Source organism: Acinetobacter sp. FB, assembly GCF_056033405.1.
This window is the reverse complement of the sequence record NZ_CM148502.1, coordinates 742,663-757,922: the sequence shown is the minus strand read 5'-3', so window position 1 is coordinate 757,922 and position 15,260 is coordinate 742,663. Positions and strand designations below refer to the sequence as shown.

Genomic DNA, 15,260 nt, shown 5'->3' with positions numbered 1-15,260 from the left:
TGTCTATGAGTGGCTTAATTTTTCAGGTTATTCTTTTCTTGATTCTATTTTCAGTCGGTTGGGGATTTGGTCGTCATATCGAACAAAAACATTTACGTGAACTAGATGAAAAAGAAAAACGATTTGCCCATATTCGAATTGATACCAATCGATTTGTTGAAACATCAGCAAAGGGGCAATTGGTGAGTAGCAATGTTGTAATCTCACATGATTACTTTAAATATGTACTTGCCAATATTCAGAATTTTTTCGGCGGTCGCCTGACCAGTTATGAAAGTGTGGTTGAACGTGCACGTCGTGAAGCCATGCTCCGCCTCAAGCAAGAAGCAGATCGAATAGGCGCAAATCATATTATGGGAGTTCGTCTCAGTACCACAGAATTAGGTATGCAAGGTGGTATGGTTGAAGTATTTGCTTATGGTACGGCAGTCCATCATTAACATTAAAAAAATCCTGTGCAACTCACAGGATTTTTTATTCTACGTTGCAAATATTGCTTGCCAATAGTGATAGGTTTTTTCTTCCCCATTCTCTAACTTAAACTCATATGACATCTGACGCGTCTCAGTAATTTCAAACTCAATAGAATGCTTGAATAAACCACCAGCATAAGCAAAGGTATGATATTCACCATTCTCACCACAGAGATCGACTTCACTTGGCATTCGTGCAATCAGTTCAGCATCAATATCTTGACCAATAAACGACTTATCGAGCTTACTGGCATCAGTCACAATCATTTTAGTTTTAATACCTGAGTCTAAAAAATCTTGCATCACTTCGTTCGAATTAAGATTCCAGATCGGTTCAACGACTTCAATCCCTAAAGGATGCAATTGATCTTCTCGATATTTGCGTACATCGCTCAGGTAAATATCACCAAAGATAAAGTGTTTAACACCTTGCGCTTTAAAATGATTGGCAGCATCTAACATACGCTGCTCATACACAGGCAGATTTTTGGGTAAAAATACAGGATAAAGTGGAATCCCAATACTTTCAGCTTGCTTCATCAATAATAAAAAGGGAATCGCATGCATGGAAGACAATTCAGTTTCTTCATTTACTGTTGTTAATAAGGCAACTACCTCAAATTCATCCTGCTGTAATACTTTATACAATGCCAAAGATGAATCTTTACCACCACTCCAATTGAAAACGGCTTTCTTGCGCTTATTCACACTCATTTCACTTTCATTTTGCGAATCATCTTATACAATAAGTTTGGTGATAATCGAGAGACCAAGACACCCAATTGTTCTTTTTTTCCACCAACAACAATATATTCATCTCCCGCCATCAAAGATTCAACGACACGTTCTGCAAATACATCTGCTTCTAAACCATTTTCAATCGCTTCATCTTGATGCCCTTGTGGTTTGCCCTCACCATTTAAAGCATTAAATGAAACATTAGTTTTAACAAAACCAGGAAAAACCACTGAAACCGCTATTCCCTCTTTAGCGACTTCCGCACGTAAACTATTGGCCCACATGTGAATTGCAGCCTTAGCCGCAGAATAAGTCGCGCGATACTGGGTTCCTAAAAGACCTGCCACACTCGAAATAAACACCACCCGACCTGATTTTTGTTTGAGCAAAGTGGGTAATACGGTTTTGGTAAAGAACACTTGTGAGAAATAATCCACTTCCATGATGGCACGTTCAGTGTGCATACTTGTTTCTTCAATCAACGCACGCTGACTCAAACCTGCATTATTAATCAGCCAATCAATACGTCCTTTGGTTGCGAGAACTTGTTCATGTGCATGGCGGACTTGAGCCTCATCGGTAATATCAGCAGCGATTGAAAGATGCTGTTCAGGTTTAAGTAAACCCACTCGAACGGACTCCAACTCATCATAACGACGTGAAGTTAGTACAACTTGAGCACCTTGTAAAGCACACTCTCGTGCCAAAGCTTTACCTAAACCTGAAGATGCACCTGTAATCCATACGACTTTATTTTCAAGACTTTTAAGTTTCGCCATGTTATATATCTCCTTTATTTATGCAGGGTGACGCATAAATTTAAGAAAGTAATCTACATAAGTTGCCGCAACTTGTTGATCAAGTTGAGTACCTAATTTCTCTAAACGCTTATACCCTAAATGAGTCGTCATATTAATTACGCCATTTAAAGTTTTATCGACTACAAAATTAAATTTTAGGCTCTTTTTAGGTTCACGAATTAAATGAGTGACACCTACATCAATCACTTCTGTCAGTAATTTAAGTGAATTGGCAATTTCCCGACTTTCCCCTTCAGCCAATTTTTGACTCGAAGCTTTAACCTGTTGAGTCAACTGTTGCTCAATCGGATAAGTCATATATACCGACTCATCTTCAACTCGAATTGTTTTAGATAAATATTCAACTAATGGAACTAGACGATCATTACCAAAGAATGACACTGACCATGGCATATATTTTCGGATTGCTTCTAAAATCTGCTGAATCACTTTTTCAGATTCACCTGTGAGTGAGTGATGTTGATTGTCTTGTAATAGCACCATAAAAACTTGTTCAATCACTTCACATGCAATTTCAGATAAAACTGCCCCCAATGCATTTGCTTGGCTTTCTTTACTACCTTGTAAGAGCTGCGTACGGATATGAGCAAATCGCGCATATGTATCGGCATGAATATTTAAAAAAACGTCAGTTTTCATTCTAATAACCCTATTCTAGATTCCATAAAATAAGGGCTTATTTAATAAGCCCTTATTCATCCTTAGATTCTGTTTTTCTTTCATTTTTGGCTTTTCAAGTGCTGAATTTACCACATTCTATTCACGATCAACATGCATAAATGCCAAAAAGTGATTAACGCAATCTGTTGCCGTATTTGAGTCTACTTGGTTACTCATTTTCTCTAAACGCTTATAACTGAGTTGTGCCGTTATATTAATCACCCCATTTAAAGTTTTATCCACCACCTTATTGAAATTTAGGCATTTTTTTGGCTCACGAATTAGATTAGTTACACCTAAGTCTACAATCTGAATCAACGTATGGAACACATCTGCCATATCATTGATTTCATTGTTTTTGATCTGTGCAACTAACGCGTGTGCCTGTTGTACTAGGTTTCGATCAATTGGATAAGCTACATAAACTTGCTGATCATGATATTTAATCATATTAGAAAAATAGTTCACAAAAGGACAAAGCCGCTCATTACCAAATAATGCGATTGACCAAGGCATATATCGACGTACTGCACCAATAATTTGTTGAATTACTTTTTCAGATTCAGTCTTATATTTCTGCGATATCGCTGTAGGTTGACTATTTTGAATCAATAATACTGAAAAAACTTGTTCTACGATGTCACAAGCAATTTCTGAAAGTACTTCACCTAGAACTCTAGATTGACTCGCACTCGTTCCATCATTGAGTTGCTGACGAATCGTCTCAAACTTATCATAAGTTACTTCATTGATTTTTAATAGAATTGAATAACTCATCGTAACCATCCATTTTTAAGTTTTAATATTTTTATATCGTTGTTTTATGCTTAAACATTTTTAATTGTGTGATGTAACACACATAAATCTAACTTTTTTCAAGAAAAAAACCAACTGTTTTCATCGACTTTTTTTGATGAAAATATTCATCATTTTTTTGCTACAATAGATCTAATTTTTTATTCAATTTTAATCTTCTGTACTATGACTGACGCTCAATCTGCTCAAAATATTGCAACTACTTACGATCCAACTGAGATCGAAAAGAAATGGTACCAAATCTGGGAACAACAAGGTTATTTTAAACCCTCAGGTCAAGGTGAATCATTCTGTATCATGATTCCACCACCAAACGTCACGGGCAGCTTGCACATGGGTCATGGTTTTAACAATGCCATCATGGATGCTTTGACTCGCTATAACCGTATGTCTGGTAAAAATACCTTATGGCAACCGGGTACTGACCATGCCGGTATTGCAACACAAATGGTCGTAGAACGTCAGCTTGGCGCACAAAACATCAGCCGTCATGACTTGGGTCGTGAAAAGTTCATTGAAAAAATTTGGGAATGGAAAGAACAATCTGGTGGTACGATTACTCGTCAAATTCGCCGTTTAGGTTCTTCTGTTGACTGGTCACGTGAACGCTTCACCATGGATGAAGGTTTATCCAATGCGGTGAAAGAAGTCTTCGTTAAACTGCATGAAGATGGCTTAATTTATCGCGGTAAACGTTTGGTAAACTGGGACCCGAAACTACAAACTGCCCTTTCTGATCTTGAAGTTGAATCAGACAAAGAAGAAGCAGGTTCATTGTGGCACTTCAAATACTTCTTTGAAGACAAATCACTCCGCACGCACGATGGTAAAGATCACATTGTTGTCGCAACCACACGTCCTGAAACTTTATTAGGCGATACCGCCGTTGCTGTTGCACTTGATGATGAGCGTTATTCACACCTTGTAGGTCAAAATATTATCCTGCCAATTACAGGTCGCGCAGTTCCAATTGTTAAAGATGAATATGTTGATAAAGAATTCGGCACAGGCTGTGTAAAAATTACGCCTGCACATGACTTCAATGACTATGAAGTCGGTAAGCGTTGTGAATTGCCGATTATCAACATCTTTAACAAAAATGCGGAAGTATTGGCTGAGTTTGAATACATCGCCAAAGCAGGCGAGCAAATTTCTAAAACCATCGCTGCACCAGCAGACTACATTGGTTTAGAGCGTTTTGCTGCACGTAAGAAATTGGTTGAACAAGCTGAAGCTGAAGGCTGGTTAGATCAAATTCAACCTTATACGTTGAAACCACCTCGCGGTGACCGTTCAGGTGTGATCGTTGAGCCATTATTGACTGACCAATGGTATGTCAAAATTGCACCGCTTGCTGAACCAGCTATTAAAGCAGTGAAAGATGGTGACATCAAATTTGTACCTGAGCAGTACAGCAACATGTACATGGCATGGATGAACAACATTCAAGACTGGTGTATTTCACGTCAGCTTTGGTGGGGTCATCGTATCCCCGCTTGGTACGATGCTGAAGGTAATGTATTCGTTGGTCGTGACGAAGCAGAAGTTCGTGCCAATAATAACATCCCTGCTGATGTTACATTGAACCAAGATGAAGACGTATTGGATACATGGTTCTCTTCTGCACTTTGGACATTCTCAACTTTAGGTTGGACTGGCGACAAAGCAAAAGATGCGGAAAACTATTTCCTCAATACCTTCCACCCGACTGATGTGTTGGTGACTGGTTTTGATATTATCTTCTTCTGGGTTGCACGCATGATCATGATGACCATGCACTTCATGAAAAATGAAGATGGTACGTCTCAAGTTCCGTTCAAAACTGTCTATGTACATGGTTTAGTTCGTGATGGCGAAGGTCAGAAGATGTCTAAGTCGAAAGGTAACGTACTTGACCCACTCGACTTGATTGATGGTGTAGATATTGAAACTTTAGTACAAAAACGTACTACAGGTTTAATGAACCCGAAACAAGCAGCGAAGATTGAAAAATCAACCCGTAAAGAATTCCCAGAAGGCATTCAAGCTTATGGTACAGATGCCGTTCGTTTCACCTTCTGTGCACTCGCGAACACAGGTCGCGACATCAAATTCGACATGAAGCGTGTTGAAGGTTATCGTAACTTCTGTAATAAAATCTGGAACGCAACCCGTTTCGTATTGATGAATGTTGAAGGTCAAACGGTTGGTCAAACTGCTCGTCCTGATCTTTGGGAGTTACCTGAACAATGGATTATCAGCCGTCTACAAAAAGCTGAAGCTGCGGTTCAACAAGCCTTTGCAACCTATCGTTTAGATTTAGCTGCACAAGCGATCTACGACTTTATTTGGAATGAATACTGTGACTGGTATGTAGAACTCACCAAGCCAATATTGAACGATGCTGAAGTGTCAGAAGAGCGTAAAGCTGAAGTTCGTCGTGTGTTATTGGCTGTGATGGAAGCATCTTTACGTTTGGCTCACCCGATTATGCCGTACTTGACTGAAGAAATTTGGCAAACGCTTGCGCCAATGCTGGGTATTGAAGGCAAAACTATTATGACTGCGGCATATCCTGTGCCTGCTCAAGAGAAAATCAATGAGCAAGCTGAAGCGGACATGCAGTGGTTACAAGGTTTGATTGGTGCGGTACGTAACATCCGTGGTGAAATGGGCTTAGGTAATGCACGTTTATTACCAGTATTGCTTCAAAACACAACGGAAGCTGAAAAAGCACAGATCACACGTATTGAAGCTCTATTTAAAGCTTTGGCGAAAGTAGAAAGCATTACCTTCTTGGCGGATGCTGAACAACCACCATTGTCGTCTTCATCTGTTGTAGGTCATGTGTCTGTATTTGTTCCAATGAAAGGTTTAATTGACCCGAAAGCGGAACTTAGTCGCCTACAAAAAGACTTAGACAAAGTACAAAAGCAGCATGACCAAATTGCGACTAAGCTTGGTAATGAAGGTTTTGTGGCGAAAGCACCAGCGGCTGTAGTTGAGGGTGAAAAAGCAAAATTGGCTGAGTTTGCTGATCAGTTAGTGAAGATTAAAGCGAATATGGAGCAGATTGCGGCGCTTTAATCTTTAAAGGCTACAATTTAATCTGTAATATAAAGGGCTGAATAATCAGCCCTTTATAATTTATTAAGGCATATTAAATGAAAATTCTTAAAATCTTTTTAATATTTCAATTTTCCATGATCAGTATGCTCTCATATGCACAAATTGAAATTCCAGAAAAATTAATAATTAATAAAAATGATTTATATTTAAAAGGAGAAGTAAAAACATTAAAATTATGGTCCACTCAAAAAAATAGCTCTTTCAAATATGATGAGGCACAATTAAATTTCCTACCAAATGGAACTCTACTTCAAATTGATGCTTCAATGGGATTACTTGGTCAGGAATGGGAATTCGATAAAAAAACGTCTAAATTAATAAAGCATCATGTATATATGAATGCACAAAACAAAGATAGAGCAAACTATCTTATCGGCACTGTTACGAAGTATGATGAAAAAAATAGACCACAAATAATTGCCTATTACCCTCAAATTGCACCGAATATCCTTTCTAAAAAGACATTAATTGAATACACACATAATACTGAAACATATAAACAATATGCAAATATGCCTGATGGGAAGCTTCAACTTATGACTATCCAAACTGTTAAGTTGAATCAGAGCACCAATCAACTTGAAACAATAACCTTAACAAATGCGCCACCATACCACTTCATGCCACCACTTGAAAAAATATATGAAAATAATGGAATGACAATATCAACTTTAAAAGACATGAGAGAAAATTCTAAAATAGAATATAAATATAACAACAATGTATTAGCTAAAATTATTAACTATAGTAACCATGATACTGATGTTAACTATATAAACTACAAATTTGATGCGTGTGAAAATTGGATACAAAGAAGTATTTTTGATACTAAAAATAATGAGTATGGAACAGAGTATAGAAAAATTGAATACTATACTCCTTGTATTATTAAACTTAAATTTTAAATCGACAAGGCTAAATTTTTCATCATAAATTTAGCCTTTACTACTTCAAATTCTATTAGATTTCGACCAATCAAATTTCAATTAAATAAATGATAACTACTCAATACTTAAGTGAAAATTATTTTTATTAACTAGAATCAGCTCTTATTTCAAGATTATCCTCTTTTAAAAAATTTGCATATTTACTCAATTCAAAAAGAAGTTTCTCTCTAGGTTTCATCTCCAACCAGTTTTTCACATCCAAGAAAATATCGTTATCAATATCCCATATTTGTTTATAGCGAATATTAAGTTTCTTTTGCCCATTAACGAACAATTGAAAAGTATTTTTCAGAAAACCATCTTTTTGAATCACTGTTAAGCTCTTATCATCCAAACGATACAATGACCTATCAAATAAAAAGTAAACTGACTCATCAAAACCCAAAATTGCTGCTAATTTCTTCTCTTTATCTATTTCCACAAAAACACCATAACCGTTTGCTGCACGCTGTGTTCTTGATATATTTGATTGATCGATTTTTTTATTTGCGAAGTTAAAGTAATAAAGTTTTTCTTCATTATCAATACTTAAAAATATTATTGGGCTATTTCCCATTCTTTAATATCCACATGTATTTACTATTTTTATTTATTTTTCTTAACGGTCATTTTTGCAATTTTTTTCACCTGTGAGTCTTTATCATCTAATAATTGTATTGCAAGGTCATACCAATTAGCCGCGCACTCTTGTCTCACTTTAGTACTCGTATCATTAAATAAATTAACTGCAAAATCATACCACTCAGCACAATATGCACGAACAAAAGATTCAGGATCATGCAGCAATTGTTCTGCAAGATCATGCCAACATTTTGCAGCCATAAATCGATGACTAACAATAGGAGAATCGATATAACGCGCAGCAATATCATGCCATTTACGAATACAGACATTGATCACAGAAACATCAGTTTCACCTTCATCAATAACTCGTATCGCCAAATCATGCCACGACGCAACACACGCAACTTTAACAGAAATATCAATAGATTGATTATGATCTAAAGTTTTAACAGCTAACTCATACCAATTTGCAACACAAGCAGATTGAACATAAGTAGACTGATCTTTGATTAATTCTTTGGCTAATTCAAACCACTTTGCTGCAATTTTTGCTCGAACTTCTTCAGATGAATCATTCGTAAGTTTTTGAGCGAGGTCATACCATTTTGCCGCCACTTCAACTCTTACATTATCAGCTTCATCAGTTACTAATTGTTTTGCTAAATCATACCAATTTTTAGCTATCTCAATTCGCACTTGAAGAGCAGGGTCATCCTTTAAGTGAACAGCACATTCATACCAATATCTTGCACAATAACTTCGAATCAGATCATCTGTATGTGCCATTTGTAGTAATGCATAAGATTTTGAATTTTCTATTTTCTTTTCAATTGCTATATAGTTTGGCATTTATTTTATTTCAGAAATTTATTGCTGTTATTCATATAACATTTTATTTATTCAGACAATATTTAGTATTATCAAACTCTAATTACAACATTAAATAATTACTTTATGTATGTTTTTTACTCACAAATTTAGACTTTATCTCTAAAATATAATAATCAAAGCACCCCATGCCCCAATAACATCTCTACCCCACTCAGCTTTTTCATATGCTTTAAACGTTCTTTTTCCCACTTCAACTGCTGCTTTAACTCAGCACAGTCCGCATCTATGGCTTTATACACATCACTCATATGCACATGCTCGGCTTTGACTTTTTTCACCAACTGAAAGGAATCTAAAATCTCATCAATTTGGCTTTCAAGCTGTTGACTTTGCGCATCCAAAGCCAATTTATAAAACTTCACTTGCTCCGCAGATAACTCTTTCGCCCCTACACCTTTATTCTGTTCAAGTTGTAATTGGAATTTGAGCAAATAAAATAAATCCTGCCGTTCATAAGCCTGGCTTGCCTGTTGAAATAACTCAGTTTTTTCTGCTTTCTTAGTTTCATCTCGCTCACGGTCAGGATGAATCATCACAGCAATCTTTAAATACACGGTTTTCAACGACTGTGCTGCCATCTGCTCAGCTTGCTCACGTTTCTGCTGTTGCCTCAGTTGCTTGGCTTGTTCCCGTGCATGTTGTTGCTCAGCCACATACTGCTCAAAGTCATCGCGTTCTAATGCTGCATCCTGCTCAAAATTTTCATCAGATTCAAACTTGGCTGACTGTAGTTTTTTATTCTTTTTAACCGATTGCTGTGCATGTTGCTGATAAAAAGTATCAATCTGCTTGACTAGCTTTAGCTGTTCGTCTTTCAACATTTTGGAGCGCTTTAAAAATTGAGCAAGCTGAGCAATTTTTTCATCGAGTTGCTGCATATCCGCTTTGGAAAACTCATGGCTGTGTAACATATTCCAAAGTTGTTCTAACTGCTGAAATAGTATTTCATGGAGTTCACTATACACGGGTAAAAGTTTTTGCCGTGTATGTTGCTGAATTTCAGCTTGGGCATTTTGCCACATGCTAAGGCTAATTTTTTGCTGTTCAATTTGATCGATGAGACGATTCAACTTTTTCTGCTGCGCAGACGGCTCAGCCCTTTGTTGTAAACTAACTTTGAGATCAAAGGGCATGCTCATTCACCTAAAAATTTTAAAAACCCTAGCAATAATCAAATATTAAAAGTAGTGCTTTGCCAAAGCTATTTAAATCAACTTTCTAATCCACTATGGCAATAGCAGTCAAGAAATCACTCGATTACGTCCTTGCTGCTTCGCAATATACAAATTTTTATCTGCACGACGAATCGCATCATTCATATCAGTATCATCTAACTGGACTACACTTACACCAATACTTAAACTGATGGCGTGATTTACAATAATTTGTTCTTGCTCAATCGTAGATCGGATTTTCTCTGCCAATATCGCAGCTCCATCCAATGAAGTAGCAGGCAACAAAGCAATAAACTCTTCGCCACCTAAACGTGCGACGAAATCAGTAATCCGTAAAGCGGTTGGAAGAATTTCTGCAACACGTTGCAATACCTGATCGCCTATTTCATGTCCAAAGGTATCATTCACCTTTTTAAAGAAATCGATATCCATTAACAGCACTGCATAAGTATGTTGTGTACGTGACATTTGAGTAAATAGATAGGATAAATAATCATTGAAAGCACGGCGATTATGTAAGCCCGTAAGTGCGTCATAACGTGCAATATGAGCTAACTCGACATTGGCAACTTGTAGTTCGTGCGTACGTTCTGCAACTTTTTGCTCAAGTGTGGCATTGGCATCTTGAAGTTGATGCTTTTGAGTAAGCAAGGTGTCGGTCATGCTTTGCAACGATTGAGATAAACCTTGAATTTCACGAATACTGGTTTGAGCTTCAAATTGAATATCTTCTTGCCCTTTTTCTACTGCATGCGCTGAATCTGCTAATAATTCAATCGGACGGCTAAACTTATTCGCCAATTTATAAGTAAGTAGCAACAGCAATAATGACAAAATAAAGCCCAAAGCTAATATTTTATGTTGCAGTGATTTCACCTCTGCTAAAGCAATCGAAATGGGCTGACGAATAATCACGTGCCAACCTAAATTACTCTTAGTTTGAGAAAGCACGGGAACATCTGTAGTTAAATACTGTTGTTTTTCATTCCAATTATGCAAAAAATAATGTCCACGATTTGCCTGAAATGTAGGAGGCTGAACTTGTCCAATGCTTTTAAATGGATATAGAATTTCACCATGCTGATTGACAATAAATACCTCAATACCGCGTTGTGCAGCATTTTCCGATAATGAACTACTTAATACATGGCTCGCCCAACTCCAATCTGCATGTGCAGCCAAAACGCCTTTAATTTTATGTGTCGATGGATCATAAATTGGCGTAGCGAAATCAATAAAACGTAATGGTTCATTAGGATTAATCGCTTTAATTTTCTTGGCCAGTAAAACAGCTTTATGTACATCGCCTAGATAGACTTGATTTACACCATGAATAAACCACGGGCGTTCTGAAACATCTGCCCCTTCTAGTAAATGATTAGCTGCAACGACGACTTGCCCCTGAGTATTGGCAATCCCTAACCAAGCATAATATTTATAAGACTTTTTGACTTGCTCAAGTTGTTGCTGTACTCGCGGGTTATGAAAATCAGCTTCAGCAAAAAATGGAGATTGGCTTAATAACACCATTTCTCGCTCACGTTCTGTAAGCGAGTTTGCCAAGGTATTACTAATACTTTTCGCTGCAATATATAAGGTCTGACCGCTGGTTTGACTCATTTGCGCCGAAGCAGTCTTACCAATATATAAAGTAATACATAGTCCAAACATAAAAGACATCCCTGCAAACAGGACCAGTAGTCGATTACGAAAGGAATCTATGCGAAATATGTTCATTTGCACCCTATAGCAAATCACTTTTTAAACTCAGCAATATATCAAAGATCTTTTATGAATTATTAAGTCAAAGTAACGAATGTTCTTGGAAAAATACTGAATCCGATGAAAATAGACTCAAGTTCTATTGCCCGAGCTTAGACTGTAATTTTCGGTTGCAATAACGCATTCATATTTTAAAATTTAGTTCTCAAAGCATAATAAATGGTGCTATTTTTAAGCAAAATGCACCACTTTTCACCAAAATTATAATTTACTTTCTAAATTGGTGCGTTTTTTGCATTATATTTTTTATCAAATTGAGTTGTTCAACGACAGCTTAAGTTTTTAGATTTACTAAATCTATTTTGGTGCAAAAAACGAATCAAATGTTTGCATCGAAATTAAATTTAGCACTTTTTTTGAGCACCACTATGCAAAACGTAGATCTATTTTTCTTACTGCTCGGTGCAGTACTCGTATTGGCAATGCATGCAGGTTTTGCATTTCTTGAGCTTGGTACAGTCCGCCACAAAAACCAAGTCAATGCACTCAGTAAAATTCTGACCGATTTTGCGATTTCAGCAATCGCTTATTTCTTTGTCGGTTACTGGATTGCATACGGACAAAACTTTTTCCATGCAGGAAGCACTTTAGCGGCTGACCATGGGTATAACCTAATGCGTTGCTTTTTCTTACTCACCTTCGCAGCAGCGATTCCAGCAATTATTTCTGGCGGCATCGCAGAACGCGCCAAAATGCGTTCACAAGCAATCGCCACTTTAATTCTGGTTGCTTTAATATATCCTTTCTTCGAAGGCATGATTTGGAATGGTAACTACGGCTTTCAAAAATGGTTAGAAAGCTCTTTTGGTGCAAGCTTCCATGACTTCGCAGGTTCAGTTGTCGTACATGCAATGGGCGGTTGGATTGCCTTAGCCGCAGTGATTTTACTTGGCGCGCGTCATGGTCGTTATAAGCATGATGGTCGCGTAAGCGCACATCCGCCGTCATCGATTCCATTCCTTGCTTTAGGTTCATGGATTTTAATTGTGGGTTGGTTTGGCTTTAATGTCATGAGCGCACAACGCGTTGATGCTATTTCAGGGTTAGTTGCGATTAACTCTCTTATGGCAATGGTTGGTGGTACATTGTCAGCAAACTTCATGGGTAAAGATGACCCTGGTTTCTTACATAATGGCCCTCTCGCAGGTTTGGTCGCAATCTGTGCAGGTTCCGATATCGTGCACCCAATTGGTGCGCTTGTAATTGGTGGTGCTGCGGGTGCTTTGTTTGTGTATTTATTCACTTATACACAAAATAAACTTAAAGTAGATGATGTTTTGGGTGTATGGCCTTTACATGGCGTATGTGGTGCATTTGGTGGGATTGCGGCAGGCATATTTGGTCTACAAGCATTAGGTGGTTTAGGAGGTGTCTCTATCATTTCTCAAATCATTGGAACGGTTTTAGGCATTGTGATTGCGCTTGCTGGTGGTTTCACCGTTTATGGCATATTGAAAGTTACGATGGGGATTCGCCTTTCTCAAGAAGATGAATATCGTGGTGCGGATCTTTCAATTCATAAAATTTCAGCAAATTCAGAAGAATCAATGTTCTAAAAATAATTTTTAAAGCGGCTATTAAGCCGCTTTTTTTATGAACATTTTAAGAGATAATTAAGTTTCAAATTATTAAATAACCAAGCTATCATTCTGCCGAATTGCATGCTCTATGATTTTAAAAACACGTTTCTTCTTAATCGCAAGTTTCTTATTATTTGTGAGTTTTTTTATCCTCTTATTCGTGTTTCCAGTCGGTGGGGCAATAGATCTCTATTTGATCCAACCATGGGTAGGAACTTTTGGTGATTTTGCATTAAAGGGTGATTGGTATCTTGCAACACTTAATCATAGTTATGTTAAAAAAGTCTTAACTTTCGTATACGTAAGTTTTTTCTTATTATGGATCGCTTCTTTTAAAATAGAAAAACTCAAAGTGAAACGTTGGCAATATGGCTATATGTTTTGGGTTAGTATGCTGTGTACGTGCACTATTGGTCTAATCAAAGCTCAAGCTGCACATGCATGTCCATGGGATATGACCCATAAGACAATAACAGGCTTTATTTGGGATTTTTCAGCAACAGCTGGGCATTGTTTTCCAGGTGGACATGCAAGTACAGGCTTTGCCTTAGTCACAGGCTATTTTGTTTATCGTCTTGATCAAAACAAAAGAGCTTGGTTTTACTTATTCTCAGGTATATTAATTGGGTTTGTTATGGGCTGGACGCAAATGATGCGTGGTGCTCATTTCCTCAGCCATAATTTATGGACAGCTTGGATTTGCTTTGCTATCAATGTTGTGGTCTATATGATCACGTATAAACGTCATTTAGCTCATGCAGCGGCTAATTCTGTAACGCAAATGAATCATGATATGATAAAGTGAGACTCTACTCGCATGGCTTCATGCACTATCATGATAATCACTTAGGTACTGTTTGCTGCTGATGGATGACTTTCAAAACTTCTTAGAAACCACTTTAACTAAGCAACAATCTTCCATTCAAGCATATGATCTAGGTTCCCATAAAGTATGGTTAAAAAAAGCCTCAGAACGTCATAGTTTGTGGCTTTACGTGCCATTAAAGTGGTTAGCAAAAATATTTAATTTAGGTGCAATTACTCCAGTTCCAAATCAAGGTGGTTCCGATGCTATTCAATGTGAATACAAACGAATTCAATCACTCAAATCCTTAGGTATTTCAACTTCAAACGTACTTGCTATTTCCCAAAAAGGAATTCTGCTGGAGGATGTTGGAGCACAGCACAAGACTAAAGTTAAACAACTTGATCAAGCATTAGCTAAATGCAAAAATGATATTCATTCAAAATCTCTTTTATTTAACCAAGCAATTCAAGCGATTCAATATATTCATACTAAACAAGGTTATTTAAGCGAAGCATTTGCTCGAAATATTTTAGTCGATAAAAATAATAATTTTAGTTTTATTGATTTTGAAACAGATCCTCGTGAAGTATTAAGTTTGCATGACTGTTTTGTTCGTGACTGGTTGTTATTTATTTTTTCTACTGCTTATCATTTCGAATTTGAGCAATTATCCGATGCTAGTCAAATTCTTTATCCTACTTTACTGACTGAACCACAAGTTTATAATGACATATGTAAAGTTGGAAAACGTTTAAAATGGATTCTTAATTTTAATATTAGAAAAATTGGTAATGATGGCAAACGTATTCAGAAATGTGTTTTATTTTTACGTTACTTAAAAGAGCATTCCGAAACAATTACTTAACTCATTTGATAATTCAATAACTCAAATCATCG

General features: G+C 36.9%; 14 protein-coding genes. 6 read left to right on the top strand and 8 right to left on the bottom strand.

Going from position 1 to position 15,260, the window contains the following annotated elements; genetic code table 11:
- Positions 1–5 precede the first annotated feature (5 nt).
- Complete coding sequence (locus tag AC0JIQ_RS03620) at positions 6–440, top strand: YbjQ family protein (protein ID WP_474202665.1); 435 nt, start codon at positions 6–8, stop codon at positions 438–440.
- A gap of 39 nt (positions 441–479) precedes the next feature.
- Here AC0JIQ_RS03620 and AC0JIQ_RS03615 read toward each other — a convergent pair whose 3' ends face one another.
- The 4 genes from AC0JIQ_RS03615 to AC0JIQ_RS03600 all read right to left on the bottom strand — a co-directional run bounded on the left by AC0JIQ_RS03615 (position 480) and on the right by AC0JIQ_RS03600 (position 3,469).
- Positions 480–1,187 (bottom strand): Dph6-related ATP pyrophosphatase, encoded by a 708-nt coding sequence (locus AC0JIQ_RS03615; RefSeq protein WP_474202664.1) that lies wholly within the window; start codon positions 1,185–1,187, stop codon positions 480–482.
- Positions 1,184–1,990, bottom strand: coding sequence for an SDR family NAD(P)-dependent oxidoreductase (locus AC0JIQ_RS03610; protein WP_005214180.1), 807 nt, complete (start codon positions 1,988–1,990; stop codon positions 1,184–1,186). The genes AC0JIQ_RS03615 and AC0JIQ_RS03610 overlap by 4 nt, the downstream gene beginning before the upstream one ends.
- An 18-nt stretch (positions 1,991–2,008) precedes the next feature.
- Positions 2,009–2,671 carry a hypothetical protein gene (locus AC0JIQ_RS03605; protein ID WP_005214182.1) on the bottom strand — a complete coding sequence of 221 codons (663 nt, stop codon included), beginning with the start codon at positions 2,669–2,671 and terminating at the stop codon, positions 2,009–2,011.
- Positions 2,672–2,788: 117 nt separating this feature from the next.
- Positions 2,789–3,469, bottom strand: coding sequence for a hypothetical protein (locus AC0JIQ_RS03600; RefSeq protein WP_474202663.1), 681 nt, complete (start codon positions 3,467–3,469; stop codon positions 2,789–2,791).
- A gap of 204 nt (positions 3,470–3,673) precedes the next feature.
- On the opposite strand from AC0JIQ_RS03600, the gene AC0JIQ_RS03595 reads away from it, so the two are divergent.
- Positions 3,674–6,574, top strand: coding sequence for a valine--tRNA ligase (locus AC0JIQ_RS03595; RefSeq protein ID WP_474202662.1), 2,901 nt, complete (start codon positions 3,674–3,676; stop codon positions 6,572–6,574).
- Positions 6,575–6,651: 77 nt separating this feature from the next.
- Positions 6,652–7,521 (top strand): hypothetical protein, encoded by an 870-nt coding sequence (locus tag AC0JIQ_RS03590; RefSeq protein ID WP_474202661.1) that lies wholly within the window; start codon positions 6,652–6,654, stop codon positions 7,519–7,521.
- 127 nt (positions 7,522–7,648) lie between these two features.
- On the opposite strand, the gene AC0JIQ_RS03585 is transcribed toward AC0JIQ_RS03590, so the two are convergent.
- From AC0JIQ_RS03585 to AC0JIQ_RS03570, 4 genes are all read right to left on the bottom strand, one after another.
- A complete protein-coding gene (locus AC0JIQ_RS03585) occupies positions 7,649–8,119 on the bottom strand; it encodes a hypothetical protein (RefSeq protein WP_474202660.1) in 471 nt (156 codons plus the stop codon).
- Between the two features lie 29 nt (positions 8,120–8,148).
- Positions 8,149–8,976 carry a hypothetical protein gene (locus AC0JIQ_RS03580; RefSeq protein ID WP_474202659.1) on the bottom strand — a complete coding sequence of 276 codons (828 nt, stop codon included), beginning with the start codon at positions 8,974–8,976 and terminating at the stop codon, positions 8,149–8,151.
- Between the two features lie 155 nt (positions 8,977–9,131).
- Positions 9,132–10,151, bottom strand: a complete 1,020-nt coding sequence (locus AC0JIQ_RS03575; protein ID WP_474202658.1) for a molecular chaperone DnaJ — start codon at positions 10,149–10,151, stop codon at positions 9,132–9,134.
- A 108-nt stretch (positions 10,152–10,259) separates the two neighbouring features.
- Positions 10,260–11,930 carry a sensor domain-containing diguanylate cyclase gene (locus tag AC0JIQ_RS03570; RefSeq protein ID WP_474202657.1) on the bottom strand — a complete coding sequence of 557 codons (1,671 nt, stop codon included), beginning with the start codon at positions 11,928–11,930 and terminating at the stop codon, positions 10,260–10,262.
- 413 nt (positions 11,931–12,343) lie between these two features.
- Between AC0JIQ_RS03570 and AC0JIQ_RS03565 the strand changes: the two genes are divergently transcribed.
- The 3 genes from AC0JIQ_RS03565 (at position 12,344) to AC0JIQ_RS03555 (ending at position 15,228) form a co-directional block, all read left to right on the top strand.
- On the top strand, positions 12,344–13,531 hold the full coding sequence (locus tag AC0JIQ_RS03565; RefSeq protein WP_050041557.1) for an ammonium transporter: 1,188 nt from the start codon (positions 12,344–12,346) through the stop codon (positions 13,529–13,531).
- Between the two features lie 112 nt (positions 13,532–13,643).
- Positions 13,644–14,360: a phosphatase PAP2 family protein gene (locus tag AC0JIQ_RS03560; protein ID WP_474202656.1), complete on the top strand. Its 717-nt coding sequence runs from the start codon at positions 13,644–13,646 to the stop codon at positions 14,358–14,360.
- A gap of 61 nt (positions 14,361–14,421) precedes the next feature.
- Positions 14,422–15,228 carry a serine/threonine protein kinase gene (locus AC0JIQ_RS03555; protein ID WP_474202655.1) on the top strand — a complete coding sequence of 269 codons (807 nt, stop codon included), beginning with the start codon at positions 14,422–14,424 and terminating at the stop codon, positions 15,226–15,228.
- The last annotated feature ends 32 nt before the right edge of the window (positions 15,229–15,260 follow it).

Bases quoted from the DNA above. Each gene is read 5' to 3' on its own strand.
- AC0JIQ_RS03620 (WP_474202665.1), top strand. From the start codon at position 6: ATGAGTGGCTTAATTTTTCAGGTTATTCTTTTCTTGATTCTATTTTCA.
- AC0JIQ_RS03615 (WP_474202664.1), bottom strand. From the start codon at position 1,187: ATGAGTGTGAATAAGCGCAAGAAAGCCGTTTTCAATTGGAGTGGTGGT.
- AC0JIQ_RS03610 (WP_005214180.1), bottom strand. From the start codon at position 1,990: ATGGCGAAACTTAAAAGTCTTGAAAATAAAGTCGTATGGATTACAGGT.
- AC0JIQ_RS03605 (WP_005214182.1), bottom strand. From the start codon at position 2,671: ATGAAAACTGACGTTTTTTTAAATATTCATGCCGATACATATGCGCGA.
- AC0JIQ_RS03600 (WP_474202663.1), bottom strand. From the start codon at position 3,469: ATGAGTTATTCAATTCTATTAAAAATCAATGAAGTAACTTATGATAAG.
- AC0JIQ_RS03595 (WP_474202662.1), top strand. From the start codon at position 3,674: ATGACTGACGCTCAATCTGCTCAAAATATTGCAACTACTTACGATCCA.
- AC0JIQ_RS03590 (WP_474202661.1), top strand. From the start codon at position 6,652: ATGAAAATTCTTAAAATCTTTTTAATATTTCAATTTTCCATGATCAGT.
- AC0JIQ_RS03585 (WP_474202660.1), bottom strand. From the start codon at position 8,119: ATGGGAAATAGCCCAATAATATTTTTAAGTATTGATAATGAAGAAAAA.
- AC0JIQ_RS03580 (WP_474202659.1), bottom strand. From the start codon at position 8,976: ATGCCAAACTATATAGCAATTGAAAAGAAAATAGAAAATTCAAAATCT.
- AC0JIQ_RS03575 (WP_474202658.1), bottom strand. From the start codon at position 10,151: ATGCCCTTTGATCTCAAAGTTAGTTTACAACAAAGGGCTGAGCCGTCT.
- AC0JIQ_RS03570 (WP_474202657.1), bottom strand. From the start codon at position 11,930: ATGAACATATTTCGCATAGATTCCTTTCGTAATCGACTACTGGTCCTG.
- AC0JIQ_RS03565 (WP_050041557.1), top strand. From the start codon at position 12,344: ATGCAAAACGTAGATCTATTTTTCTTACTGCTCGGTGCAGTACTCGTA.
- AC0JIQ_RS03560 (WP_474202656.1), top strand. From the start codon at position 13,644: ATGATTTTAAAAACACGTTTCTTCTTAATCGCAAGTTTCTTATTATTT.
- AC0JIQ_RS03555 (WP_474202655.1), top strand. From the start codon at position 14,422: ATGGATGACTTTCAAAACTTCTTAGAAACCACTTTAACTAAGCAACAA.